The organism is Mesorhizobium sp. M0276, assembly GCF_040321755.1.
In the GTDB taxonomy this organism is placed as follows: Bacteria; Pseudomonadota; Alphaproteobacteria; order Rhizobiales; family Rhizobiaceae; genus Mesorhizobium.
Map to the genome: position 1 here is coordinate 1 of NZ_JAMYSC010000067.1, position 25,808 is coordinate 25,808.

The window sequence follows — 25,808 nt, forward strand, 5'->3', positions numbered from 1 at the left end:
AAGCCTGTTCGGGCCCTGCGGCCGACCACGATGAATCCCTTCCAAACCTTCAGCCGGACGGTGTTGTTGTTGACCCGCTCCATTAGTGCCAAACCAAACACATTCGGCGGGAGCACTGATCCTCAATCAGCGAGCGGATGCAGTCGGTCGCCGGTCGGGGAGCAATATAGGGAGCTGGGTCGCCAGCCTCCGGAACTTACGTGAGTAACCATTCCTTGAAGGATTCAGCTTTGAGACCTTTCCCTCTGACTTCCGCCATTTGGGCATTGTGTTGATCAGCGGCGTGGTCAACGTGCTTGCCCTGATCTCGCCGCTGTTCATGCTTCAGGTCTATGACCGCGTTCTGGCAAGTGGCAGCGTATCGACGCTGGTGGGGCTCGTCGTGCTTGCTGCGGGGCTTTATGCGTTCCAATGGCGTCAACGCCATCGATAACGTGGGAGAGCGCGCTGACATGGAGGATCCCGGTGTCCGGCATTCATCAGAACAATGACGTTTCCAGCTCCATTCGCCGCCACCTGGTGGCGGGCCTTCTGGCGAGCGTGATCTCTTTGTGGGAGGAGCCGGAGCCTGGGCGGCCTTCACGAATCTCTCCGGTGCGGTTGTCGCGTCCGGACGCTTTGTCGTCGATTCCTATGTCAAGAAGGTACAGCACCCGACCGGCGGGCAGTGCTGGCGAGATACTCGGCGACACAGCCCCATGCCTGTTCTTCCGAGGCCGGCTTGACGGTGAGCGAATGCGTAACGCAGCTGTGAGGACCCGCCAGTTGTCGTTTCAGCTGGGCTTCGGTCAACTTCGACAGCGTGTCGGCGAAAGGCGCCATCACGAGGCCATTGGCGGCAAATTGCCCTCCCCTTGTTGCGCGGTAGCAGCATGCGTGTCGGGGATGGAACCGTCTCCGGCCCCCATTCATCGCTGAGGCCGCGCCGTACCCGCCGCCATCGGAACTTGTCCACGTCCAGCGCGCTTACGGTGCGGGTATGCCGGCGTCGAGCAAACAGAGAGAGGTTTGGGCCCAACCAGGGCGGCCGGTTACCAAGTTTTCCTCGTCCGTTTGAGTGTGAATGTTCGGGTCGATCGTCTGGGCGCGTCCCCGCCGCCTGCGAGCCTCAGCGGAAGGGCGACGTGAGTGCATCCATCTCGTAGATGTATGCCTATCCAAGCAATCGATTTCTCCAATTGCCCGATGACGAATATGAACGCGTCAGGCAGGGTGCATCATTAGGAGTATTTTTCGATGGCAAACATTATCGAGGGTGGCCCGGGTGCCGAAACACTCATCGGCACCGAGCGTGACGATTGGATAGAGGGTTTCCAGGGCGGTGACTGGATTGACGGTCGTGGCGGCAACGACGAGATCTCGGGTGGCCCGGGCAGTGACCGAGCCATTGGCGGCGGGGGTAACGACCGCATCTTCGGCGGAGATGGCTGGGACGATCTCTCCGGCGACAACGGCCGCTTCAACGCGCGCATCTCCGGTGAGGACAATGACAGGCTCAGCGGCGGTCCCGGCCAGGATGTCCTCTACGTGGGTGACGGCCAGGACACGTTGACCGGGGGCACCGACAATGACACGTTCGTGTTCCAGTTCCACAATCCGGTGCCTGGGGTTGTCGGGTCGAAGTCGGACATTACCACTATCACCGATTTCAACCCGGCGGAGGACAAGTTCGCCTTCGATGCGGTGGGCCTCTACAATGACGGTTTTGGCGCGAACTTCGTCAACAACGCCAGCATACAGTCCGGCTACCCGGTGAGCAGCTTCTACAGTGGTGCGGCCTCAGGTGCGAACGGCGAACACGTCGTGGTAATCACTGGCGAATCTTTCAACTCTGCTTCTGAAGCCGCGAGTGCGATCTCCGGCGAGCACGCCGGCGACATCATTGTCTACCAAAGCAGCTACACCGACAGAGTCGCAACTCTGGCCTATGTCACCGCCGACAACAGCGCGCATGAGTTCGCCCACCTGGGCGGTGTGGTCACCGTGGCCGACCTAGGCCTGACCGCGTCGGACTTCACCTTCGTTTGATCCAGAAAACCCATACGGAACAGCGCCTCGCCCCGCCCCCCTGGGCGGGCGCTTTCCCGTTTCCGCTACTTGCCATGGGCCGGGGCGCCCGGGAGCAGTCGCAGCGTGGATAGCTTGACGAAGCCCTGCGCGTCGCGCTGGTCGTGCACCGAAATCTCCTGAAGGTGTGGAGGCGGAAGCCTGTTCGGGCCCTGCGGCCGACCACGATGAATCCCTTCCAAACCTTCAGCCGGACGGTGTTGTTGTTGACCCGCTCCATTAAATGCCGGGACCAAACATATTCGGCGGGAGCACTGATCCTGAACCAGCGAGCGGATGAAGTCGGTCGCCGGTCGGGGAGCAATATGGGGCTGAGTCGCCAGCCTCCGGAACTTACGTGAGTAACCATTCCTTGAAGGATTCAGCTTTGAGACCTTTCCCTCTGACTTCCGCCATTTGGGGCATTGTGTTGATCAGCGGCGTGGTCAACGTGCTTGCGCTGATCTCGCCGCTGTTCATGCTTCAGGTCTATGACCGCGTTCTGGCAAGTGGCAGCGTATCGACGCTGGTGGGGCTCGTCGTGCTTGCTGCGGGGCTTTATGCGTTCCAATGCCTGCTCGACATTTTGCGCGCCCGCGTGCTGCTGCGGATTGGCGAGCGTTTCGATGAACAGTTTTCCGGACGCGTTCACGATGCGATCGTTCGCCTTCCGCTTTCAACGCGCATGCCGGGCGACGGCTTGCAGCCGCTTCGCGATCTCGACAATGTTCGCGGCTTCTTAGGTGGAAACGGTCCGACAGCGTTCTTCGATCTGCCATGGATGCTGCTTTATCTTGGCATTTGCTTCCTCCTTCATTTCTGGATCGGCATGACGGCACTTGTCGGGGCGGTCGGTCTCACATCTCTGACACTTCTTGCCAACACTCTCTCGCAACGGCCGATACGCGATACCACTGCCCACAACATGGCACGCAATGGTCTACTGCAAGCAGCGCGTTGCAATGCCGAGGTCGTGCAAGCTCTCGGTCTTGGAAAGCGGATCGCTGCCCGATGGCACAAGGCCAATGCCAAGTATCTGGCCGCCAACCGGAAAGCCGGGGACGTGGCAGGCGGGCTCGGTGCCATTTCAAAATCGCTGCGCGTGCTGCTGCAATCGGCCATTCTTGCCGTCGGCGCGTACCTTGTCATCAGACAGGAGGCTACGGCCGGGGTTATGATTGCCAGTTCGATAATGATGGGGCGTGCGCTGGCTCCGGTCGATCTGGCCATTTCAAGCTGGAAATCCTTCCTCATGGCGCGGCAGGGTTGGGCGCGGCTGGAGGACCTCTTGGAAAAGCTTCCTGAATCCGCTCCTGTTATGCCAATGCCCGCACCTGAACGCGAACTGCGCCTCGAAGGCGTGACAATCGTTCCGCCCGGCGAAAGGAAGCCGACCGTGACCGGCCTTGCGTTTGCCATTCAGGCGGGAAGCGCACTCGCGATCATCGGTCCATCGGGCTCGGGCAAGTCGACACTCTCGCGCGCCATCGTCGGCGCATGGGCGCCGGTCGCCGGAAAAGTTCGCATCGACAGCGCAAGCCTCGATCAATGGGACCGGGAAGCACTAGGCCGTCATATCGGCTATCTGCCGCAATGTGTTGAACTGTTCGACGGCACCATTGCCGAAAACATCGCTCGTTTTGAAGATAATCCTGACCCTGAGGCTATTGTCGCCGCGGCGAAAGCAGCGGGCACGCACGAACTGATCCTCCGATTTGAGCACGGCTACGAAACTCCGATCGGTGAGGCCGGATCGGCACTTTCCGCCGGGCAGCGCCAGCGTATCGGTCTTGCCCGTGCTCTTTATCGAGACCCTTTCCTTGTTGTGCTGGATGAACCCAATGCCAATCTCGATGCGGAAGGCGAGGCTGCGGTCGTTAAGGCGATCGCCTCCGTGCGCGAGCGCAAGGGCATTGCGGTTGTCGTCGCCCATCGGCCGAGCGCCATCCGCGCCGTGGATTTGGTGTTGGTGATGGAAGGTGGACGGCAGCGAGCATTCGGTGCGCGTGATGAAGCGCTTTCCAAAGTCCTGAAGGGGACAGCGATGGCACGAGGCGCTGGCGTCAAGGCCATCGAATCTACACAGGATAACGTGGGAGAGCGCGCTGACATGGAGGATCCCGGTGTCCGGCATTCATCAGAACAATGACGTTTCCAGCTCCATTCGCCGCCACCTGGTGGCGGGCCTTCTGGCGAGCGTGATCTTTGTGGGAGGAGCCGGAGCCTGGGCGGCCTTCACGAATCTCTCCGGTGCGGTTGTCGCGTCCGGACACTTTGTCGTCGATTCCTATGTCAAGAAGGTGCAGCACCCGACCGGCGGGGTGGTGGGAGAAATCCTGGTGGGCGAAGGCGATAAAGTAAAAGCCGGCGACATCCTCATGCGGCTCGATGCCACCCAGACGCGCGCTAATCTCGCCATTGTCACCAAGCGGCTCGATGAGCTCGCCGCCTACCAGGCACGACTCGATGCTGAGCGTGACGATCTCGCGGAGATCGCCTTCCCGGACTGGCTGCTCGCCCGAAGAGATGTTCCGGACGTAGCTTCGGCAATACATAGCGAGACGCTGCTGTTCGAATTCCGCAGACAATCCCGCGACGGAAAGCAGGCGCAACTGGCGGAACACATTACTCAATATCACCACGAAATCGAAGGATTCAAGGCGCAGGAAATTGCCTGTGAAAAAAGGATCGAGGTTCTCCAAAAGGAAATTGCTGTTCTGAGTGGGCTGCGCGACCAAGGCATTGTCTCGGACCAACGGTTGAACAGCCTGAAGATCCAGGTTGCCACTTTCGGTGGCGAACGCGGTGAGAAGATCGCAGATCAGGCACAGACGGCAGCCCGCATAGCCGAAACGCGCCTGCAGATCCCGCAGATCGATCAGGATTTCAAGACCGAAGTCGGCCAGGAGCTCAGAGAAGTTCAGGCGCAGGTCGGGGAGTATGGTGAGCGCAAGGTGGCGGCTGAACAGGAACTGCGACGGATCGATATCGTCGCGCCGCAGTCAGGCACCATTCAACAACTCGCAGTTCATACGGTCGGCGGAGTGATTACGCCCGCCGATCCGATCATGCTAATCGTGCCGGAAGGCGACGATCTTGCGCTTGAAGTACGAATCACCCCGAAGGACATCGACCAAATCCAGCTTGGTCACAAGGCCGTGCTGCGGATGTCAGCCTTCAATCTGAGAACCACGCCGGAATTGAACGGATATGTCAGCCGGATTGCAGCCGATCTGGCGACGGACGAAAAAAAGGGCATTTCGTATTACCTGGTGCGTCTGTCGGTTCCGCATGCGGAACTGACGAAGCTCAAGGACCTGACGCTCGTGCCCGGCATGCCGGCCGAAGCAATGGTCCAGACGGGCGAGCGTACGGCGCTTTCCTATTTTGTGAAGCCGCTGTCGGACCAAATCAGTCGGGCATTCCGGGAGGAATGAAAGTAATCCACAGAAATATATTGTTGGTATTTCTGTTGGTTGTTCGCAGGCTACGTGGGTGGTAACATACTGAAAGCACAGGCATACTTTCCTCACTTGGATTCCGCCTCTGGCACCATCTATTCTTCTCAAGCCGTCTCAGACAGTCTCACACAGCGCGAATTTCGCTGTGTTTTCTGCCGCTCGACGTGCTGGGCTTCTCAAGTCGTCCCACGTAGTCTCATTTCATGCGTAGGTTTTGAGGGGTACTTTTGAGGGTGTTGGGCCAGGTCGACAAGGAGATACCCTCATGCCGCTGTCCGAAGTCCAAATTCGCAAGGTTTTGGCAGGCCGGCGGCGGCGCCAAAATCGCACCGTGGGCTCAGTGCTTTGTTTGGAGCGGCACAGTCTCCAATGTGGAGATCAAGGCCGCGACGCCTCTGGACAGGGATCATGGCTGTTTGGCGGTTGGCTTTGGATAGGCTTTGGTCAATTTGAGGTGCGCCTGTTCGGTTGAGCGAGCGCAATGAAAACGGCCTGGCAGGTTCACTGGGCGTGCCGGTCGGCCGAGGACAATGACCGATCCAAGGGATCGTCGGCGGCGGGTCAGGACATCCTACTTTTTTGCGGCGGACCGGGCCGATAGCGATGCCGCGCGCGCGCAGCGACCTATATCAGTTTTCATGCCGGAGGCTGCCATGGACATGAACAACAGAAAGACGCGGTTCAATATTTGGTACTGGATCGCCGCCTTCTCGGGCGTGATGGTCTTCCAATATTTCTATGCCACGACGCAGCACGTCGCGCAGATCCCGTACAGCGAGTTCGAGACCCTACTGAACGGCGGCAAAATCGCCGAGGTGCAGGTTTCCGATCGTTTCATCCAAGGCCGCTTCAAGGAGCCACAGGGTGGCAAGCCGCTATTCATCACCACGCGGGTCGAGCCTAACCTCGCCCGTGACCTGCAGGAGCACGGTGTCACGGTCACCGGCCAGGTCGAAAGCACTTTCCTGAGCGACCTGCTTTCCTGGGTTGTGCCGGTGCTCGTCTTCTTTGGCCTGTGGATGCTGCTCCTAAGACGCATGGACGGCGGCGTCGGTGGCTTGATGCAGATCGGCAGGAGCAAGGCCAGAATCTACGTCGAAGCCAATACCGGGGTGACGTTCGACGACGTGGCGGGAGTGGACGAGGCCAAGGCCGAGTTGCAGGAGATCGTGGACTTTCTGAAGAACCCGGGCGAATACGGCCGCCTCGGCGGACGCATGCCCAAAGGCGTGCTGCTGGTCGGGCCGCCAGGCACCGGCAAGACCCTGCTCGCCAAGGCTGTCGCGGGCGAGGCCAAGGTGCCGTTCTTCTCGATCTCCGGTTCCGAGTTCGTCGAGATGTTCGTCGGGGTCGGGGCCGCGCGCGTGCGCGACCTCTTCGAGCAGGCTCGGTCCAGGGCTCCAGCGATCATCTTCATCGACGAACTCGACGCGCTTGGCCGCGCCCGAGGAACCACGGTCGGCGGCCACGATGAAAAGGAACAAACGCTCAACCAGCTTCTGGTCGAACTCGACGGTTTCGATCCACAGATCGGCGTCGTGCTGCTGGCCGCGACGAACCGCCCCGAGATCCTCGATCCGGCACTTCTGCGGGCTGGCCGCTTCGATCGACAAGTGCTGGTCGACAGGCCGGACAAGCAGGGTCGCATCAAGATCCTGCAGGTGCATATGGCCACGTCGAAGCTGGCGACGGATGTCAATGCGGAAAAAGTGGCCGCACTGACGCCCGGCTTTACCGGCGCCGACCTGGCCAATCTCGTGAACGAGGCGACATTGCTTGCCACGCGCCGCAAGGCGGATGCCGTAACAATGGAGGATTTCAACAACGCGGTGGAGCGCATCGTCGCCGGGCTCGAAAAGCGCAACAGGCTGTTGAACCCGAAAGAGCGCGAGATCGTCGCTTATCACGAAATGGGCCACGCACTGGTCGCCATGGCGCTGCCTGGCGTCGATCCGGTGCACAAGGTATCGATCATACCACGTGGCGTCGGCGCGCTCGGCTACACCATCCAGCGCCCGACCGAAGACCGCTTCCTCATGACGCGCGAGGAACTGGACAACAAGATGGCGGTGCTGCTCGGCGGCAGGGCGGCGGAGTGGATCGTATTCGACCACCTGTCCACCGGAGCCGCTGATGATCTCGCCAAGGTAACCGACATAGCGCGCGCCATGGTGACGCGTTACGGCATGTCGGCAAGACTCGGCCACGTGGTTCTGGAAAAGGACCCACGTTCCTTCCTGGCCCCCAACCCGCTCGCCGGCGGGCCGCGCGAGCACGATTACGGGGAGGCCGCCGCCGACGCCATCGACACCGAAGTGCGCGGCATTGTCGAGGCGGCTTTCGAACGAACGGTGGGCCTGCTCACCGAACGGCGCGATCTCCTCGAAAAGGCGGCACGCAGGCTGCTCGAGACCGAGACGCTCGACGAGAACGAGCTCGCGTCGCTGGTCGGAAAGGTTCAGCCAGGGCATCGCGCCTTTCGGGAGGACGGTCGTCGTGGGACTGCGGCGCTGCGAGCGGCCGAAACCCCGCGTGCAATGCCTCCGCGAGTCGCTGGTCCCGGAGCATAGTAATTCATTCAAAGCAGCAATGAGCCGGAAGCTGTAGACCAGCTGGCAAAGGCGCTGCGGGATCCCGGCCGGATCGAGCGATCACCGTTCCTGATCGAATGGTATTCGAGCCCCGCTTTGCAAGGCGGTGCCAAGCCGGCCCTGTCGGGAGCGCCCGTCTGACAAGAGTGAGTGGCATTTGCTATTTTCCCAGGGAGGATTGCGACCGAGAAGGCCGCGTCCGGACAGTCGCCTAGCGCCGGGGATCGTCCGTCGCCTCGGAAACGCCTTCGAGGGCGATCTTGGCGGCTTCCTCGTCGGTGCGACCGAGGTCGGCCAGGGCAATGACGCCGACGAGGCGCTTATCGTGGTTGATCACCGGAAGGCGCCGCACCTGATGCTTGGCCATGATCTTCGCCGCATCACTGATGTCGGCATCGTCGAAGCACCAATAGACATGCTCGGACATGACCTCGCGAACGGTGGTGTTGCCGGCTGAGCGCTCCTCGGCGACGCCGCGCATCACGATGTCGCGGTCCGTCACCATGCCGACCAGCCTGTCATTCTCGCCGACAGGAAGGGCTCCGAGATTGTCGGCCCGCATTTTCCGGGCGGCATCCCTGATTGTCGTGTTCGGGCCGACCAGTTCGGTCCGATGACTCATGATCTCCTGAACTTGCATGGGATATTCCTCTCTCTGATTGCCGAGGCAACAAGTCGCCAAAACGCGGCCGTTGCTGGGGATCGCGAGGTTGCCGGGTGGTCGGACGAGGCTCGTACAGATCACTATCTGCAGTGTTCTCGATCCGCGCTAATGCGCGTGATGGCACCTCGCGATCGAAACTATTCTTGGAACGTCCAAGCAGCGAGCGAGTTCCAAAAGAGTGCCGGCGCCGCAGGCTTGTTCACGGGAGTAGCCGCAGACTGGCCGTTGAGGCCCAAGGCTCAAGCAGGTTGGGGAAGACATACTCTGGGAAACAGATGCACGCGGATCGAAAATCATGGCTATCGTCTTTTCAGATCGCCGCGAGGCCGGGCGGCAACTAGCCGAAGAGCTCGTTCGCTTTGCCGGGCGCGACGACGTGATCGTGTTGGCGCTGCCCCGAGGCGGCGTGCCGGTTGGCTACGAGGTCGCGCAGGCACTCAAGGCACCGCTCGACGTCCTCGTCGTGCGCAAGCTCGGCGTTCCCGGCCACGAGGAACTGGCCATGGGGGCAATCGCGCCCTCCGGCGTACGGGTCCTGAACGACGAAATTGTCGGCGGTCTCGCGATCCCGCCAGATGTCATCGACGCGGTCGCCGCAAAGGAGGAAAAAGAGCTTCTGCGCCGCGAGCACCTTTATAGGGGCGGGCGGCCCCCGCCGCGGTTGAACGGACGAACCATTATCCTCGTGGATGACGGGCTTGCGACCGGTTCAACGATGCGGGCGGGGATCAAGGCGCTCCGAAAAAGCCACGCCGCCCATATCGTCGCGGCCGTTCCCGTCGGCAGCCCCGACACTTGCGACGCGATGCGGGCAGACGCCGACGAGGTGGTTTGCGCGACGACGCCAGAGCCGCTCCTTGGTGTCGGCCGGTGGTACGTGGATTTCTCACAGACGAGCGATCAAGAGGTCCGCGCGCTCCTCGCCAAATCCGTGCCCAAGCCTGCCGCTTCCAAAGAGGTCTCGCTATCCGAAGAGGCATCGGCTGGGCACGGGCCGCCGGCTCGGCGCGCGGCAAAAGATCAACGTAGCGGAGGTGGGTATGGACGGGGTTTCAGTCAGCGAGCAGGTCGTGCGGGTTGCCGCGGATCGCGTCACGCTTGAAGGCAATCTGTCGATGCCGCCGGATGCTCGCGGCCTTGTGCTCTTCGCCCATGGCAGCGGAAGCAGCCGCCACAGCCCGCGCAACCGCTACGTGGCCGGACGGCTGAACGAGGCGAGCCTCGCCACGTTCCTCGTCGACCTGTTGACGGCCGAAGAGGAGCGGATCGACCAAGTCACTGCCGAGTTGCGCTTCGATATCGGGCTGCTCGCCGACCGGCTGATCGGCGTCACGGACTGGCTCGGCGCCTCGCCGAACACGTCGCTCCTGCCGCTTGGCTATTTCGGCGCAAGTACGGGCGCCGGTGCCGCCCTGGTAGCGGCGGCCGAGCGGCCCGACCAGGCCGCGGCCGTGGTTTCGCGTGGTGGCCGGCCCGATCTTGCAGCGCTCGCCCTGCCGCAAGTCCGGGCGCCGACCTTGCTCGTCGTCGGAGGCGCGGACACGCAGGTGATCGCGCTCAACCGCTCGGCGCTGTCGGCGCTCCACTGCGAAAAGGAACTCGCCATCGTCCCTGGCGCGACGCATCTGTTCGAAGAGCCAGGCGCCCTGGACGAAGTCGCGGACCTCGCGAGCCGTTGGTTCTCGCGCCATCTGAGTTCGGAGAGATCGACATCCTGATTGCCGCGCCTTGGATCACCCGGCCCGGGATCATTTGCGTCCTCAACGCGTTAGGACCTCATGTAGGACAGAGACAGCGAGCACTGCCACCCGAATGGCTGTCGCAACCCTTATGTGGGAGAAAGACAATGCCGGATAAGAAAACCATCGAGAAGGCCCAAAAGGACAAACGTGAGGGCAAGTCGCCGAGCACCCAGGCCGGCGAATTCGTGCACGAGGAGATTGACAAAATCCGCCAGGGCGAACACGGCGCGCGATCGACCCAGCAGGCCATCGCCATCGGACTTTCCGAGGCAAGACGCGCAGGCGTAGACCTGCCCCCGCCCAAAAAGGGCAAGGTGAAGGAGAGCACGCGCAAGAGCGCCGAATACGCCTACGAGGCCGGCCAGGGCGAACGCAGGCCGAAACGCCGCCCGCAGGTCTCGAAAGCCGTCTCCAAGGTGCTGGAGCACGAGCCGAAGAGCACGGCGTCGCACGAGGCGCTCTCGCAGCAGGCCAAGCGTGCGGCCTCGCGCCGGACGGCTGAGGAGCGCTCGGCCGCCGCAAAGAAGGCCGCCGAAACGAAAGGCGCTCGCGGACGGAAGCAGGCAGCGCAGAAGGCCGCCAGAACGCGGGCACACCACGCATAGCGGATAACGCGTCGGCAAGGATCGGCTGGACAGTCCCAGCCACCCAGTCCGGCAAGTGCTTGCGCACCTCACTCGACCAGCGCTTCACCTCGCTGCGAGTCTTCGGCAGGGCCTCGCCATCGTCGCCCACCAGCTCGGGCGCGGTCGTCCGGATGTCATAGGTGAGATCGACGTCCTCCGAAAACTCCGGATGACGATATTAGCATTCGATAGCGAGGTGCCGCCCTTGAAGACGAGATGTTCGTCGAGGGGAGAGCCATTCGAGCTGGCGCAAAGCCCGCCTAGGCATGCCCGGGCGGGCTAAAGCATGCTTGTCAGCTCTTGCAGGCGGCCAAAACCCTCAGAGCCTTGTCTGCACTCGAATAGCTCGAGTATATTTTTTTGCCGATGGCCGTCATCTTTACTCCGTCGGGCTTCGAAGAGACCACCGTGCATGTCTTCGTGCTCGTGTCCTTGGCGACCCAATAGTGAGTCGCAGCAATTGCGGGAGCACCCAACAAGCCCATCAGTGCGGCGGCGATTACAAGGGTTCGTTTCATAGCTTCCTCCATTTTTCGTCTTTCAACAGCAGGCGCCTGCGCCAAAGATCGAGCAGCGGACGACACGACCGGACGGGTGAGCGACGAGTACGTCCGGGCGGCGAATGAACGATGATGAGGAAGCTTTGTTCCCGCCGAAATTTCTTGCCGGCCCGCAAACTATATCCGCCAGGAGTATGACCTTGCCCGGAATTTCCCGAGCTAAGGATTTCCTCGTAACCGGAGCGAGAGTTGGAAGGGACACGCTACACTCCGTGCGCTCACCATCGCCTTGCCGCACCGTCGGAATGGCACGCCGTCGACGGCGTCATTGTCGTTCACTGAATAGCGCGTCGGGTCGCAGGCCTTCGTTTATTCGGACCGAGCGGGAGTTGCCGCGAGAGTGCGCTTCCGCAGCGATGACCCCTGCACTCCTTGCCGCTTTCAGCAAGGCCTTTTGCGCGTCGCGCGCGCTGCGCCAGCCGTCCAGCGCGTCGCGACAGGCGCGCGCGGCTGCGCGCCAGTTGCGTCCGCGCGCCCATTCGGGCCACTGTTGGTCCAGGCACTCCAACGCCTCGAAGCTGCTTGCGACCTTGCGCGATGCGGTGCGGAACTTAAGGAATACGGGTTCGGGAAAGCGAACGTCGTTCATCACTTCCTCCATCTTTTTCGACGTCTTTTGCGAGCAAGCAATCGGTGCGCCATCGCGGCACGCCGTTCGAGATGGTGATGGTCTGCGCAACGTCAAGTGCACAGCCGGGCCGTCCGCATCCAGGTGCGCAAGGAGGCACGAGAGCCTTTTTCAATGGCTTGGTTTCAAGGGATTTGGTGACGGCAGTAGTGACGGCGAAATCACTTTGCTCACATCAGGCTGCTGGCGGATTTGATTTGCTTGGTGATCCCCCAACCTTAGGGCAAACTGCCTGCCGGGGCGCTAGGAGGAGAAATGAGAGCACGCGCAGCAACGCTTGGGGATCTGGAGGATGTGTTTCACGGCCTCTCCAAGCGGATGTCGGATGAATACGTGGCGGCCGGCAAGGACAGCAAGATCGCCTACGACAATCTGATGATGAATTTGAAAGAAGGCCGTGCTCACGCACTCGTCGAGGGCGACAAGGCCGTGGCGATCATCGCCTGGCATGAGAACAGCGACGCCGCCGATACGCTGTTTGCAGCGCAGGAGGATTTCTTCCGTGCCGCGACCGTTCGCTTCTGCAAGCGGCATATCAGGCACATCCAGGCGCTCGCCGGCAACCTCCCCATCCACTCGCGCAGCTGGCTCCAGGGACCTGACGTCGCCAGATGGTTTCATATCATCGGCTATGTCGAGCGTGGTCAGGAGAGCGGCGCCACTCTGTACGAGCTGCCCCCGGCCTCAGCCAAATAGAAATCGGCGCTTGTTGCAAAGCGCAGCGAGCGATAGAGCCGACGAAGCGCTCTCCCGGGGCGCCGAGACGCTCCGCCATCAGCCGTCCTGGTTGAGCCTGACGCGCTGCCGTTGATTTCCAGAGGTTTCCTGCGACTATCGGCATGCGCCTGCGACAGATCGAGGTCGAAACAATGTATCCCGAGTACTCCGATGACGTTTTCGTCGATCTCGTGCCCGAGCTGTTCGGCCCGTCGGAAACAATCGTGGCCCGCTATCGGGGACTTCTCGCCACCGCCTTTCGCTATCGATCCGGTGTTGCCGGTCTTCGGATCAGCAACGCAAAGGGCGAAATCGTCGTGCTGCCCTTCCAGGGACAGCAGATTTGGGACGCAACGTTCCTCAACCGCTCCCTGACCATGCGCTCGATGTTCGACGAGCCCGTCGCGACCCGGGACTACCTCTCGAACTACGGCGCGTTCTTCATTCACTGCGGCGCCACCGCGATGGGCAATCCTGGCCCGGATGACCGTCACCCGCTTCACGGCGACCTGCCAAATGCGCCCTACGGGCATGTGCAACTGGTCGCCGGCAGCAATTCCGAAGGGCCCTTCATGGCCTTGACCGGGCACTGCCGACAGACCGTCGCCTTTAGCCACGACTATCTGATGAAGCCTACCGTGCGGCTGCAGCGCGACGCCACAAGCGTGGCTGTCGACATTGCCATCGAGAACCTGAAACGCTCGCCCATGGAGCTGATGTACCTGGCGCACATCAACTTCAGGCCGGCCGATGGCGGGCGCCTGATCGACACCGTCGCCGATGATCACGCCGACATTGTCGTGCGCCAAGTGCTTCCACCCTTTTTTGAACCGAGCGAAAGCTACCTTGCCTATCGCGACGCCGTCGTAGCCGACCCTTCGCGGCATCGCATATTGACCAAGGGCGAGCCGATCGATCCCGAACTCGTGTTGACGATGAAGGCGAAGGCGGACGCCGAGGGTTGGGCGCATGCCCTGCAGGTCCATCCGGACCGGACGGCGGATTTCGTCAGCTTTCGCCCCGACGAGCTCAATTATGCCGTGCGCTGGATCACGCGTGGTGCCGATCAGGACGCGCTTGGCCTCGTGCTGCCGGCGACCGCCGAACCCGACGGCTATCTTGCGGCGAAGGAAAGAGGCCGCCTGGTTCGCGTCGCGCCGGGGGAAACATTCCGCTGCGCCCTGCGCTTTGGCGCTATGAACGCGGAGGAGGCCACACAACGAGAACAGGTCATTGCAGCATTGAGGGGTGACGGCCGGTAGCTGGGGCCCCTCACCGCAAACGCCGCCTGCACCGCCCGATTGAGGATGACCGGCAGGATCGACATATGGTTCCCGCAGGCATGCGGCTCGAAGCTGGGGTGCACGCCGCGAAAAAAGCATCAAGATGCTTCGCCATCGTCCGCTCGATTGCGTCTGTGCGTCTCACCTTCGCAGCAGCCACATCAGCACCGGGCCGCCGATCAGCGTGGCGACGAGGCCGGCGGGGATCTGGCGCGGGAAGATTGCTGTGCGACCGATCCAGTCGGCGACGACCATGATCAGCGCGCCGGCGAGCACCGCGCCAATGGCCTGCGGCAGCGCACGGGAAAGGCCAAGGCGACGGGCTAGGTGCGGCGCCATCAGGCCGATGAAGGTCATCGGGCCAACGATCAGCGTCGAGGCGGCGGTGAGCGCCGCGACCATCAGCAGCACGAGAAGCCGCGTCCTCTTCAGGTTGATGCCAAGGCCTTGCACGGCGGCGGAGCCGAGCGGCAGGATGTCGAGCCAGCGTATGAAGAGCGGCGCGAGCGCGAAGAGGCAGACGGCGATGCCACCGGTCAGCAGGGCGGCGCCAATATCGACGCCATAGGTCGAACCAGTGAGCCAGTTGAGCAGCAGCATGGCGCGAGGATCGCCGGTGGCGGTGAGCACAAGGATCAGCGCATCGAACAAGGCCGTCAGTGCAATGCCAGCAAGCAGCAACCGCTCCGGCGCATAGGCGGCACGGCGGCCGATCGACAGCGTCACCAGAAGAGCGCTGAAGGCGCCGATGGTTGCCGCCGCCGTCTGAACCGGGCGTCCGGCATCGGAGAGCGCAAACAGCGCCACCATCATGCCAAGCGCGGCACCGGCGCTGATGCCCAGCACTTCGGGGCTGGCCATCGGGTTGCCGGTCAGCCGCTGCATCGTAAGGCCGGCGAGCGCCAGCATCGCGCCGGCGCTCAGGGCGGCAAGCACGCGAGGCCACCGCCACGACAGCAGAGGCTGCAGCTCATCGCTGAAAGCGAAGGTCCAGCCATGCGGCCCCGGGCCATAGAGCAAAGCCAGGCCCAGCAGCAAAAACAGAGCCAAGCCGATCGCCGCAAGCATGAGGGCGGGCCGGCTTGCGCGTGGCAGGCGCGCGGCCGTCAAGGCCGGGGGTTCCAAGCCAGGGGCAAGTCGCGGCAGCAGCCAAAGCAGCAGCGGCGCGCCGAGAAGTGCTGTGATCGCCCCGGTCGGCAGCAGGTCGCCTTGCGGTCCGGTGGCGATCTGCACGGCTTGGTCGGCGGCCCACAGCAACGCGCCGCCGATAAGCGGCGCCATCACCAGCTGCTGGCCCAGCCGTCGTGCGCCGCCGATGCGCGCAAGGGTGACTGCGGCCAGACCGACGAAGCCGATGACGCCGACAGCGGCAACGACGAAGGCGATCAGCGCGACGGCGGCTGCCAGTCCGGCGAAGCGATAGGCGCCGAGCGGCACGCCAAGGCTGCGCGCGCCTTCATCGTCGAGGCCAAGCAAGGTCAGCGGCCGCGCCATGAGGAAGATCGCCAGCGCAACAGTGCAGATGCGTGGCAACAGCCACAGCGTCGTCGACCAGTCCTGCTGGCCGAGCGAACCGGCGCCCCAGATGAACAGGCTGGCAAGCCATTCATGCCGCAGCACAATGAGAGCGGCACCGATGGCGCCGGCATAGAGGCTGACCACAAGCCCCGCCAGCACGACCGAAAGCGGCGACAGGCCCTTATGCCAGGACAGGGCGAAGACGGCGGCAAGGGCTGTGAAGGCGCCGGCAAGCGCCACCCATTCGCGGCCGAACGCAAGCAGGGACGGTGACAGAAGCGTCGCCAGTGCCAGCGCCAGATAGGCGCCGGCCGAGGCGCCGACCGTTTCGGGCGAAGCGAGCGGATTGCGTAGAACCTGTTGCAGGACCGTTCCGGCAAGCCCGAGTGCGGCGCCGCACAAAAGGCTGACCGCAAGCCTGGGCAGGAAGGCGTAGTGGACGAGCACCTGTCGCATGTCGGCGATGTCGGGGGCGGCGAGCGATTGGAGCCAGAGCGCCGATGGCAGCTGCACCGTGAGGTTTGAGACGGTTGCCGCTAACGCTGCCGCGACCAGCATGGCGCAAAGCAGGATCGCGCCTACCGGCTGGTTGCCGAGAAAGCCCCCTGGCAAGGCTCGGCCGGCCGACGCAGGCTTTCCCTCTTGAGCGATGGTCGCAGCACCGTCAGCCATGGGCAGCTTCCGCGGTCATTGCCGACGCCAGGACCCGGGCAAACCGGGTCGCGGACGGAAGCGCGCCGAACATCAGGACGGCGGGAAGACGCATGATCGAGCGGTTGCGCACGAAAGGCATGGCGTTCCAGACCGGGTTTTCGGTCAGCGTGCCGCCGGCGCCCTCGGGCAAGGGTTCGAAATAGGCCAGGCGTGCGTCGCTGGCTGTCGCCAAACCGTCGATGCCGACGGTCGAAAACCCCCAATAATTGGTCTCGCCCGTCCAGGCGTTGCTGAGCCCGATGCGGTCGAACACCTCCTGAAACAGGCTCTTTGCGCCATAGACGCGCACATTGCGCGGATCCATGAAGCTGACGACATAGATCGGCTGCGCCGAAAGCGGCGCAAGTTGCTGGCGAACTTCTGAAAAATAAGCATCCGTTGCTGCGATCAGCGCTTCGCCTTCGCTTTCCTTGCCGACAAGCCTGGCGAGTTGGCGCGTCGCCTCGACGGCGCGCCGATAGGGCTGCCCGGCTTCGGTATAGAGCCCGATTGTCGTCACCGGCGCCACGCGTTCGAGCAGCGGCTTGATGCCGTCGAGATACGGCATGGCCAGGATGATGTCGGGCTTGAGCTGCTGCAACAATTCGAGGTTGGGCTCGAGCAGCGTGCCGACATCGGCGATATCGGCCGGCAGCGGCGGCTCGACGACCCAGGTCTCCCACACTTGACGGTCGGCAATGGCAACCGGCGTCACACCCAGCGTGAGCAAGGTCTCGGCCAGCCCGTCATCCAGGCAGACGATGCGCGGCCGGCGGGGTTCGGCCGTCGCCGCCATGCCCGCGAACGGCAGCGTGAAAAGCCCCAGTGCCTGGCGCCGGGTCATTCGACACGGATGATCGGGCGTGGCTCTCGGCTGGAGCTCTCGGTCTCTCTGCACTGCGGCGCGCCTGCTTTTCGATCTGGACTCCCGATTGACTATGAAACATGAACTTAATAGTCAACATTTACGCGCTCCGACAGGCCTGCTTTTTTGCCCGACCGAATGTCAGGCGCAACCCGTCCGCCGGCCGCAGGCGATTCGGCCTGCGGGAGCCCCGTGCGCATCACGCGAAAATCGCAGTCCGCGAAACGCAATCCGCCTGCCGAATCATTTTTCCTCCACGACTGCATTCCATGATAGAGGGACGGCAATCGCCGGGTCCCGGATAGCCAGAGACCCGAAGACGGTCAGGGCGCGAATCAAAAAGGCGGCTGTGAGCCCCCGGCCAAATGACGTCAAAAGACCGGTCGAACGCATCAAGGCAGTGCGATCGGGTTGCGCTCGGCAAGGCTTGATGATTTGTTGCCGCTATACGGAGAACGAATGATGCGAGAGCCTGTCGGTCAAGACGAGTATGGGTCGACCAACCCCTTCGATCCGGACGACCTGCCGACGTTGAACGCGATCGGTCCGAGCATGGGAAGCGGCAACGATTTCGAGAAATACGCCGTTGCCGTGATCATCGTGTTCGGCGCGCTGATCATTGGCGGATTGATGGCCGCATCGATGGTCTTCGGGCACCGCAACGGCTTCCTCTTCGCGCTTGGCGGCGCCACGTCCGCCTGGATATCCGGCAACGCGCTGCTGCTCGACCGACCGCGCATCTACGCGCTGTTCGTCGGCATTGCCGCCGTGATGCTGATTGCCTCCACCATCACGCTGGTCTTGTGACGACCATCGCTTCTATGCGCCAATCCGCTTGAGCAGCGGGCCAGCCCGAATCGCCACGCTGCTCCAAGCCCACTCCAGCCTTGCCAAGCTCAGTATCCGAGCGCCTCGCCAGAGGCCGCGCGGCTGTCGATGGCGCCGTTATAGCGCGCGCCGCCGCCCTTCTCGATTTCCGCCAGACTTTTGCCGCCGACCAGGATGCCCGCCGCCTGGCCCCAGGTCTGGTCACCGAGATCGAGGTGATAACCCATGCCGGCCAGCAGCTTTTCGGTATCCGGCGACAGACCGAACGGCTCGATATAGACCTTATCGGGCAGCCACTGGTGATGGATACGCGGCGCGTCGATCGCCTCCTGGATGTTCATGCCGTGGTCGATGACATTGACGATGGCTTCCAGTGTGATGGTGATGATGCGCGAGCCGCCGGGGCTGCCTATGACCATGAACGGCTTGCCATCCTTGGCCACCACGGTTGGGCTCATCGACGATAGCGGCGTCTTCTTGGGCTGGATGGCATTGGCCTCGCCCTGAACCAGGCCATAGAGGTTTGGCACACCGGGCTTCTGGGTGAAATCGTCCATCTCGTTGTTGAGCAGGATGCCGGTGCCATCGGCGACGACGCCGGCGCCGAAGGAGCCGTTCAACGTGTAGGTGACCGCAACCGCGTTGCCGTCACTGTCGATAATCGAATAATGGGTTGTCTCCTTGCTCTCGCCAAAACCCTTCGGCATCAGGTCCTGCGACACGCCGGCCCGGAACGGATCGATCTTGTCGCGGATATCCTTGGCGTAGGCCTTATCAAGCAGTTTCGTGACCGGGTTGTCGACGAAATCGGGATCGCCGAGGGCCGAATTGCGGTCGACATAGGCGAAGCGCATCGCCTCGACCATGACATGGACCGTCTCGGCCGAACCTGAGCCGAGATAGGACAGCGGATACCCTTCCAGCACGTTGAGAATTTCGCAGATGATGACGCCGCCTGAGCTTGGCGGCGGCGAGGAGGTGATCTCATAGCCGCGATAGGAGCAGGTCACGGGCTTCAGTTCGCGGACGGCATATTGTTCGAAATCCGGCCTGGCCAGGATGCCGCCCTTGGCGCCACTCGCCTTGACGATGGCGGCGGCGATAGCGCCTTTATAGAAGGCATCAGGACCTTTTTCCGAAATGGCGGTGAGCGAGGCCGCAAGATCAGGCTGGATCAGCCGCTCGCCGATGCCGTAGGGCTTGCCGCCGGGCTTCAGGAAGATGGCGGCAGCGGCGGGGTCCTTCGCCAACCTGTCGGCGCTGCCGGCAAAAGAGGCGGCGTCGCCCTGATTGAGGATGAAGCCATCCTTGGCAAAGCTGATTGCCGGCGCCATCAGATCCTGGCGGGACAATTTGCCGTATTTTTCGCGTGCCATCTCGAAGCCAGCCACCGAGCCCGGCACGCCGACGGCGAGATAGCCGTCGAGGCTGGCACCCTTCACCGGGTTGCCGTCCTTGTCGAGATACATGGTCTTGGTCGCCGCCAGCGGCGCCCGTTCGCGGAAATCGAGAAAGGTCGATTTGCCGTCCTTGAAGCGGATGGTCATGAAGCCGCCGCCGCCGATATTGCCGGCATTGGGGTAGACGACGGCGAGCGCATAACCAACGGCAACCGCCGCGTCGACAGCATTGCCGCCCTTCTTCAAGACTTCGATGCCGACTTCGGAGGCCAGATGCTGGGCCGTCACCACCATGCCGTGCTCGCCTTTGGCCGGCGCCGGCGATGCAGCAAAAGTCAACTGTAGTGGCGCAAGCGCAAAGGCGACGGAGAGACTAACGGCGATCAGGGTTCGACGGTTGAGAGGCATGGCGGTTCTCCGGGCGGGGGGTGCGCCTAGAAGAGCCTCTCGGATCAATCGAGTCCATTCACAAAACGGTCCCTCACGAAGCAAACCGGTGAGGGGCAATATCGGCTGGGAGTTCGCCTCAGACAATGCCGCCCGAACCGCCGGCGACCGCCGGGCGTTCCGCGGCGACCTTGGCGCGGTAGCCCGCCGCCCGATAGGCGGCGACCGGATCGATGGCGCCGCCCGTCTTCAATCGCGCCATGGCCAGGATCGGCTCGACATCGGTGCGGTAAGCGACTTTCAACGTCTGCGTCGCCATCAGCGCGTCGTTGCCGTCCTGGTACCCTTCGAGCGCCTTGCGGTCGACCAGCAGCGCCTGCGCATAGGCGCGCTGCACCTCGACCGCCGATAGCATCAGGCTTTCGATGGGATCGGTGACATTGTGGCTTTGGTCGAGCATATGGGCCGGATCGAAGCCCTCGGCGCCGGAAAGTTCGGCATCGACCAGTTCGTTGAAGACAAGGAACAGCCGGTAGGGATCGATCGAACCGGCGTCGAGATCGTCGTCGCCATATTTCGAATCGTTGAAATGGAAGCCGCCAAGTTTTTTGAACTGGATAAGCCGCGAGACGATCATCTCGATGTTGACGTTGGGGGCGTGGTGGCCGAGATCGACCAGGCAGAACGCCTTGTCGCCCAGTTCCCTAGCGATGATGTAGTTGGTGCCCCAATCCTGCACGACGGTGGAATAGAAGGCCGGCTCGTACATCTTGTGCTCGCTGAACAGCCTCCAGTCAGAGGGCAGCCCGGCATAGATCTGCTTCATCGCCTCGAGATAGCGCTCGAACGCCCTGGCAAAATTGGCCTGGCCGGGGAAGTTCGAGCCGTCGCCGATCCACACCGTCAGCGCCTTCGAACCCAGTGCCTCGCCGATCTCGATGCATTCGAGATTGTGCTCGACCGCTTGCCGGCGCGTGCCGGCATCGGCATGCGACAGCGAGCCAAATTTGTAGGAGAGTTTCTGGTCCTTCGCATCCGAGAAAGTGTTGGAGTTCATGGCGTCGAAGCCGAGGCCAAAGCGCGAGGCCGCCTGCTTCAGCCGGTTCGGGTCGGCCTTGTCCCACGGAATGTGCAGAGAAACGGTCGGCGTCGCCTGCGTCAATTGCCTGATGACGGCGCAGTCCTCGATCTTGTCGAAGATGTCGCGCGGCTCGCCGGCGCCGGGGAAACGGGCAAAGCGGGTGCCACCGGTGCCAACGCCCCAGGACGGGATCGCCACGGCGAACTTTTCGACCTTGTCGCGGATGGCATCGATGGCGATGCCGCGACGGTCGAGGCGCTCGCCGAGCGAGGCGTAGTCGCGCTCGAGGTTGGCTTTGCGCGCGGCGTTGTCTTTGCCGACGACGTCGGCGGAGATGATGGTTTCGGACACTGCTATTCCTCCCAAAATGCTTTCGGCCAGCGCTGCCCGTCATCCGTCTGCCGGAAGCGCTTCGGCGTCGGCGGCGCCGCCTTCAGATCATTAGCGCGTAAAACTCTGCGCGTTGCCCGCGTCGACATTGACGATGTTGCCGGTCGACTTGGCCGACATGTCGGAGGCGAAGAAATAGATTGCCTCTGCGATGTCTTCGGGGAAGACCGAGCGCTTCAGCATCGAACGCGAGCGATAGTGCTCCTCCAGATCGTCGGTCGACATCTTATAGGCGGCGGCGCGCTGTTCCTTCCATTCGCCGGTCCAGATCTTCGAGCCGCGCAGCACCGCGTCCGGGTTGACGACATTGACCCTTATCTGGGCTTCCGCTCCCTCCAGTGCGAGGCATCGAGCGAGATGGATCTCGGCGGCCTTGGCGGTGCAGTAGGCGGCGGCGTTGGGCGAGGCGGCAAGTCCGTTCTTGGAGGCGACGAAGACGACGTTGCCGCCGATGTTCTGCACGCGAAACAGTCGGAACGCCTCCCTGGAGACCAGGAAATACCCGGTCGACAGGATATCCATATTCTTGTTCCACAGCGCCAGCGTCGTCTCCTCGATCGGCGCCGAGGAGGCGAGGCCCGCGTTCGACACCAGAATGTCGATGCCGCCGAACTCGACCGCCATCTCGGCAAAGCCGGAGATAACCTGCTCCTCCGAGGTGACGTTGATCGGCACCGGCCGGACGAAATCCTTGCCATAGGCTTTGGACAATTCGTCATTGGCGCTGGCGAGCGCTGTCTCGTCAATGTCGGCCAGCACGACGCAGGCGCCTTCGCTCAGCAGCCGGTTGGCGGTCGCGCGACCGATGCCGCCGGCGCCACCGGTGACCAGCGCGATCTGGCCGGCAAGCGCCTTCGGCTTCGGCATGCGCTGCAGCTTCAGATCCTCGAGCAGCCAGTACTCGATGTCGAAGGCTTCCTGCGCGGGTAGGCCGACATAGGACGAGACGGTCGAGGCGCCGCGCATGACGTTGATGGCGTTGACGTAGAATTCGCCTGAGATGCGCGCCGTCGCCTTATCGCCGGCGAAAGTGAACATGCCGACGCCGGGCATCAGATAGACAACGGCGTTGGGATCGCGGATGGCTGGCGAGTCGGCGTGCTTGCAGCTGTCGTAATAGGCCTGATAGCCAACACGATAGGCCGCGACGTCGTCGGCGAGGCGCGCGATGACGGCATCGACATCGGGCTTTGCCGGATCGAACTCGATGACCAGCGGACGGATCTTGGTGCGCAGGAAGTGGTCAGGGCACGACGTGCCGAGCGCCGCCAGCGGGCGCAGATTCCTGGAGTTGACGAATTCGAGAACGGCGGGCGAATCGTCGAAATGACCTGTCTTGTGGCTCTTTTCCGAGATCAGGCCGCGGATTTTCGGCATCAGTTTCGCGGCAATGGCGCGGCGTGAAGCGGAATCGAGCGACTTGACCGCTTCGCCGCCGAAGATGGCGACGCCTTCGGAGCGGCGCTCGAACCATTCGATCGCCTGATTGATCACCGAGATCGTCGTCTCATAGCATTCCCGAGGAGTGTCGCCCCAGGTGAACAGGCCGTGGCTTTCCAGGATGACGCCCTTGGCCGCGGGATGTTCGAGGCAGAATTTCTCCAGCCACAGGCCGAGTTCGAAGCCGGGACGCTTCCACGGCAGCCAGCCGATGGCGTCGCCGAAGATCTCCCCGGTCAGCGCCTTGGAATCCTTGGCCGCGGCAATGGCGATGATGGCGTCCGGATGCATGTGATCGACAAAAGGCTTCGGCACATAGGCATGCAGCGGCGTGTCGATCGAGGCGGCGCGCGGATTAAGGTTGAAGGTGCAGTGCGGAAGGAAGCCGACCATTTCGTCTTCGTGCTCAACGCCGCGATAGAGGCCTTTGAGCGCGCGCAGCTTGTCCATGTAGAGGGTGGCAAAGCCGTCAAGCTTGATCGAGGCGCTGTCGCCGCCCGAGCCTTTGACCCAAAGCACCTCGACATCCTCGCCGGTGAGCGGGTCTTTCTGCCATATCTTCGAGGAGGTGTTGCCGCCGCCATAATTGGTGACGCGCTTGTCGGAGCCAAGCGTGTTCGAGCGATAGACCAGAAGTTCCGGCTCGCTCATCGCTTGAGCCTTGGCCTCGTCCCACAGATTGGCGAGCCGCGTGCCGGTGCGCTTGTCGAGCATATGCAATCCTCCCGAAGGCACGCAAACGGTGCGGCCAATTTTGCCCGAATTTCCACGGAAGCAGCCGACTTGTCAATCACAAACGATCAAGACCGATCATATTGCACTGCACAATGAAATTATATGATCGGAAATGATTGACACTGCGCGTTTTGGGTGCCTAGATGCCGAGGCAGGGAGGAACCATGCACGAAAAAGAGCGCCACAGGATCATTCTGTCCGCCGTCCAGGAAAAACCTGTGGTGACGGTGCAGGAGATGGTCGACCTGACGGAGTCCTCCGAGGCGACGATCCGGCGTGACATCGCGGCACTCCATGTCCAGAAGCGCCTGCGCCGTGTGCGTGGCGGCGCTGAAGCAATCTCGCCGCCGCAGTTCATTGGGCTGGCCGGCCGGCCCTTTTCCGTCAATGAAACGATCAACGTCTCGCAGAAGCGGGCAATCGCGAGTGAAGCGGTCGAGCTGTGCAAGGACGGTGAGCCGATCATCATCAATGGCGGCACCACCACCTTCCAGATGGTGCATTTCCTGACCGGCCGCCGCATGCCGATCTTCACAAATTCGTTTCCGATCGCAGAGCACCTGCTCAAGCACTCCAAGAATACGGTGATGCTGTCTGGAGGTACCATTTATCGCGAGCAGAACATCATCCTGTCGCCCTTCGACAATGACGTGACGCGCAATTTCTATGCGCGCCGCATGTTCATGGGCGCGCAAGGGCTTGGGCCGCTCGGTTTGATGGAGGGCGACCCGCTGCTGATCCAGGCGGAGCAGAAACTGATCGACCAGGCCGACGAACTGGTAGTGCTGGTCGATTCCTCGAAATTCCGCAAACGCTCCAGCCTGATCCTGTGCGGCCTTTCGCGCATCGCCACCGTCATCACCGATGACGGCATCGAGGATCGCGAGGCCAAGATGTTAGAGACCGCAGGCGTGACGCTGATCGTCGCCCGCAAGTCGGCAAAGGAAGAATCTTCGCTGCAGGCCTGAGACACTCTCACGCCAGCAGCGGCGATGGAATGCAACGCTCAAGGGAGGATATTCGATGAGCTTCTTGAAGAAATTGATGGTGACCGCGGCTTTTTCAGCCGCCATGTTCGTGAATGCGGCCTATGCCGAGAACGTCAAGATCGCGCTGGTGGTGAAGTCGCTCGGCAACGGGTTCTTCGATGCCGCCAACAAGGGCGCCGAAGAGGCGGCCAAGGAACTTGGCGACGTCGACATCATCTACACCGGCCCGACCAAGGCGACCGCCGAAGCGCAGATCGAAGTGGTCAATTCGCTGATCGCCCAGAAGGTCAACGCCATCGCCATTTCGGCCAATGACGCCGACGCGCTGGTGCCGGTGCTGAAGAAGGCGATGGAACGCGGCATCACCGTGATCTCCTGGGATTCGGGCGTCGCCAAGGAAGGCCGCCAGCTGCATCTCAACCCGTCCGACACCGGACTGATCGGCGAGACCATCATCAAGCTTGCCGCCGATTACCTGCCGGAAGGCGGCGAAGTCGCCATCCTGTCGGCCTCCTCGACCGCCACCAACCAGAACGCCTGGATCGATGCGGCCAAGAAAATCCTGCCGGAGAAATTCCCCAAGATCAAACTCGTCGCCACCGTCTATGGCGATGACGATTCGGCCAAGAGCACGGATGAGGCCAAGGGTCTGTTGAAGTCCTATCCGAACCTCAAGGCGATCATTGCGCCGACCACCGTCGGCGTCGTCGCCGCCGCCCAGGTCGTCACCGATGCGAACCTGATCGGCAAGGTCAATGTCACCGGTCTGGCGCTGCCGTCCGAGTTCAAGAAGTTCATCGACAACGGCGCCAGCCAGGCGGTTGCGCTGTGGAACCCGATCGACCTCGGCTATTCGGCCGTCTACCTCGCCCATGATCTGGCGGTGAAGAAGGAAGAGGCGAAGCCTGGTGCCACGCTGTCGATCGGCCGCGTCGGCAAGGTCACGCTCGACGACACCAACTCGGCTGCGATGGCTCCGCCCTTCCAGTTCGACAAGTCGAACATCGAGAAGTTCTCCAAGATCTATTGATCCTGGGCGCTCTTCAAACTGGCGCGGGGGGGGCGGCGAAACCCCCCCGGCGAAAAAAACCAACTAGTTTAAAGGGTGTAAAAAATAATTTAACCACACCACCCAACAAAAGGAATTATAAAAAAAAAAACCAG

The 25,808-nt window shown here is 62.3% G+C and carries 22 protein-coding genes and 2 pseudogenes; 15 read left to right on the plus strand and 9 right to left on the minus strand.

Annotated elements, in window-relative coordinates; all coding sequences use genetic code 11:
- The first annotated feature begins 271 nt into the window (after positions 1 to 271).
- The 7 genes and pseudogenes from NKJ01_RS31405 to ftsH all read left to right on the plus strand — a co-directional run bounded on the left by NKJ01_RS31405 (position 272) and on the right by ftsH (position 8,077).
- Positions 272 to 433, plus strand: coding sequence for a hypothetical protein (locus NKJ01_RS31405; RefSeq protein WP_352734104.1), 162 nt, complete (start codon positions 272 to 274; stop codon positions 431 to 433).
- Positions 434 to 465: 32 nt separating this feature from the next.
- Positions 466 to 665, plus strand: a pseudogene (locus tag NKJ01_RS36550) (HlyD family type I secretion periplasmic adaptor subunit); the annotation flags it as partial.
- 571 nt (positions 666 to 1,236) lie between these two features.
- The gene (locus NKJ01_RS31410) at positions 1,237 to 2,028 is read left to right on the plus strand and encodes a calcium-binding protein (protein ID WP_352734106.1); all 792 of its coding nucleotides are present in this window, start codon (positions 1,237 to 1,239) and stop codon (positions 2,026 to 2,028) included.
- Positions 2,029 to 2,419: 391 nt separating this feature from the next.
- Positions 2,420 to 4,195 (plus strand): type I secretion system permease/ATPase, encoded by a 1,776-nt coding sequence (locus tag NKJ01_RS31415; RefSeq protein WP_352734136.1) that lies wholly within the window; start codon positions 2,420 to 2,422, stop codon positions 4,193 to 4,195.
- Positions 4,170 to 5,483, plus strand: coding sequence for an HlyD family type I secretion periplasmic adaptor subunit (locus tag NKJ01_RS31420; protein WP_352734108.1), 1,314 nt, complete (start codon positions 4,170 to 4,172; stop codon positions 5,481 to 5,483). Before NKJ01_RS31415 ends, NKJ01_RS31420 begins: the two co-directional genes overlap by 26 nt.
- A gap of 289 nt (positions 5,484 to 5,772) precedes the next feature.
- Complete coding sequence (locus NKJ01_RS31425) at positions 5,773 to 5,979, plus strand: hypothetical protein (protein ID WP_352734110.1); 207 nt, start codon at positions 5,773 to 5,775, stop codon at positions 5,977 to 5,979.
- Positions 5,980 to 6,160: 181 nt separating this feature from the next.
- On the plus strand, positions 6,161 to 8,077 hold the full coding sequence (gene ftsH / locus NKJ01_RS31430) for an ATP-dependent zinc metalloprotease FtsH (RefSeq protein ID WP_352734112.1): 1,917 nt from the start codon (positions 6,161 to 6,163) through the stop codon (positions 8,075 to 8,077).
- Positions 8,078 to 8,309: 232 nt separating this feature from the next.
- On the opposite strand, the gene NKJ01_RS31435 is transcribed toward ftsH, so the two are convergent.
- On the minus strand, positions 8,310 to 8,720 hold the full coding sequence (locus NKJ01_RS31435) for a CBS domain-containing protein (RefSeq protein WP_352734114.1): 411 nt from the start codon (positions 8,718 to 8,720) through the stop codon (positions 8,310 to 8,312).
- A gap of 337 nt (positions 8,721 to 9,057) precedes the next feature.
- Here NKJ01_RS31435 and NKJ01_RS31440 point away from each other — a divergent pair, with 337 nt between their 5' ends.
- The 3 genes from NKJ01_RS31440 to NKJ01_RS31450 all read left to right on the plus strand — a co-directional run bounded on the left by NKJ01_RS31440 (position 9,058) and on the right by NKJ01_RS31450 (position 11,109).
- Complete coding sequence (locus NKJ01_RS31440; protein ID WP_352734116.1) at positions 9,058 to 9,864, plus strand: phosphoribosyltransferase; 807 nt, start codon at positions 9,058 to 9,060, stop codon at positions 9,862 to 9,864.
- Positions 9,803 to 10,480 (plus strand): dienelactone hydrolase family protein, encoded by a 678-nt coding sequence (locus NKJ01_RS31445; protein WP_352734118.1) that lies wholly within the window; start codon positions 9,803 to 9,805, stop codon positions 10,478 to 10,480. The genes NKJ01_RS31440 and NKJ01_RS31445 overlap by 62 nt, the downstream gene beginning before the upstream one ends.
- A 128-nt stretch (positions 10,481 to 10,608) precedes the next feature.
- Positions 10,609 to 11,109, plus strand: a complete 501-nt coding sequence (locus NKJ01_RS31450) for a DUF6496 domain-containing protein (protein WP_352601259.1) — start codon at positions 10,609 to 10,611, stop codon at positions 11,107 to 11,109.
- Here NKJ01_RS31450 and NKJ01_RS31455 read toward each other — a convergent pair.
- The 3 genes and pseudogenes from NKJ01_RS31455 to NKJ01_RS31465 all read right to left on the minus strand — a co-directional run.
- A pseudogene (locus tag NKJ01_RS31455) lies at positions 11,054 to 11,364 on the minus strand (nucleotidyl transferase AbiEii/AbiGii toxin family protein); the annotation flags it as partial. The gene NKJ01_RS31450 and the pseudogene NKJ01_RS31455 overlap by 56 nt on opposite strands.
- A gap of 59 nt (positions 11,365 to 11,423) precedes the next feature.
- Positions 11,424 to 11,648, minus strand: a complete 225-nt coding sequence (locus NKJ01_RS31460; RefSeq protein WP_352485910.1) for a hypothetical protein — start codon at positions 11,646 to 11,648, stop codon at positions 11,424 to 11,426.
- Between the two features lie 307 nt (positions 11,649 to 11,955).
- A complete protein-coding gene (locus NKJ01_RS31465; protein ID WP_352734120.1) occupies positions 11,956 to 12,279 on the minus strand; it encodes a DUF982 domain-containing protein in 324 nt (107 codons plus the stop codon).
- 294 nt (positions 12,280 to 12,573) lie between these two features.
- On the opposite strand from NKJ01_RS31465, the gene NKJ01_RS31470 reads away from it, so the two are divergent.
- Both NKJ01_RS31470 and NKJ01_RS31475 read left to right on the plus strand, forming a co-directional pair.
- Entirely contained in the window at positions 12,574 to 13,014 is a 441-nt protein-coding gene (locus tag NKJ01_RS31470) for a hypothetical protein (protein ID WP_023758000.1), read from the plus strand.
- Between the two features lie 143 nt (positions 13,015 to 13,157).
- Positions 13,158 to 14,297: a DUF4432 family protein gene (locus tag NKJ01_RS31475; protein WP_352734122.1), complete on the plus strand. Its 1,140-nt coding sequence runs from the start codon at positions 13,158 to 13,160 to the stop codon at positions 14,295 to 14,297.
- Between the two features lie 162 nt (positions 14,298 to 14,459).
- Here NKJ01_RS31475 and fhuB read toward each other — a convergent pair whose 3' ends face one another.
- Together fhuB and NKJ01_RS31485 are read right to left on the minus strand one after the other, a co-directional pair.
- Complete coding sequence (fhuB, locus tag NKJ01_RS31480; RefSeq protein WP_352734124.1) at positions 14,460 to 16,508, minus strand: Fe(3+)-hydroxamate ABC transporter permease FhuB; 2,049 nt, start codon at positions 16,506 to 16,508, stop codon at positions 14,460 to 14,462.
- The gene (locus tag NKJ01_RS31485; protein ID WP_352734126.1) at positions 16,501 to 17,373 is read right to left on the minus strand and encodes an ABC transporter substrate-binding protein; all 873 of its coding nucleotides are present in this window, start codon (positions 17,371 to 17,373) and stop codon (positions 16,501 to 16,503) included. The genes fhuB and NKJ01_RS31485 overlap by 8 nt, the downstream gene beginning before the upstream one ends.
- 480 nt (positions 17,374 to 17,853) lie before the next feature.
- Here NKJ01_RS31485 and NKJ01_RS31490 point away from each other — a divergent pair, with 480 nt between their 5' ends.
- Positions 17,854 to 18,201, plus strand: a complete 348-nt coding sequence (locus tag NKJ01_RS31490) for a hypothetical protein (RefSeq protein WP_032907080.1) — start codon at positions 17,854 to 17,856, stop codon at positions 18,199 to 18,201.
- Between the two features lie 89 nt (positions 18,202 to 18,290).
- Here the strand turns inward: NKJ01_RS31490 and ggt are convergent, their stop codons facing one another.
- The 3 genes from ggt to NKJ01_RS31505 all read right to left on the minus strand — a co-directional run bounded on the left by ggt (position 18,291) and on the right by NKJ01_RS31505 (position 23,634).
- Positions 18,291 to 20,030, minus strand: a complete 1,740-nt coding sequence (gene ggt / locus NKJ01_RS31495; RefSeq protein ID WP_352734128.1) for a gamma-glutamyltransferase — start codon at positions 20,028 to 20,030, stop codon at positions 18,291 to 18,293.
- Between the two features lie 118 nt (positions 20,031 to 20,148).
- Complete coding sequence (rhaI, locus tag NKJ01_RS31500) at positions 20,149 to 21,441, minus strand: L-rhamnose catabolism isomerase (RefSeq protein ID WP_352734130.1); 1,293 nt, start codon at positions 21,439 to 21,441, stop codon at positions 20,149 to 20,151.
- A gap of 90 nt (positions 21,442 to 21,531) precedes the next feature.
- Positions 21,532 to 23,634, minus strand: a complete 2,103-nt coding sequence (locus tag NKJ01_RS31505; protein ID WP_352734132.1) for a bifunctional rhamnulose-1-phosphate aldolase/short-chain dehydrogenase — start codon at positions 23,632 to 23,634, stop codon at positions 21,532 to 21,534.
- A gap of 185 nt (positions 23,635 to 23,819) precedes the next feature.
- Between NKJ01_RS31505 and NKJ01_RS31510 the strand changes: the two genes are divergently transcribed.
- On the plus strand, positions 23,820 to 24,623 hold the full coding sequence (locus tag NKJ01_RS31510; RefSeq protein WP_352734134.1) for a DeoR/GlpR family DNA-binding transcription regulator: 804 nt from the start codon (positions 23,820 to 23,822) through the stop codon (positions 24,621 to 24,623).
- Between the two features lie 55 nt (positions 24,624 to 24,678).
- Positions 24,679 to 25,674 (plus strand): rhamnose ABC transporter substrate-binding protein, encoded by a 996-nt coding sequence (gene rhaS / locus NKJ01_RS31515; RefSeq protein WP_023758010.1) that lies wholly within the window; start codon positions 24,679 to 24,681, stop codon positions 25,672 to 25,674.
- The last annotated feature ends 134 nt before the right edge of the window (positions 25,675 to 25,808 follow it).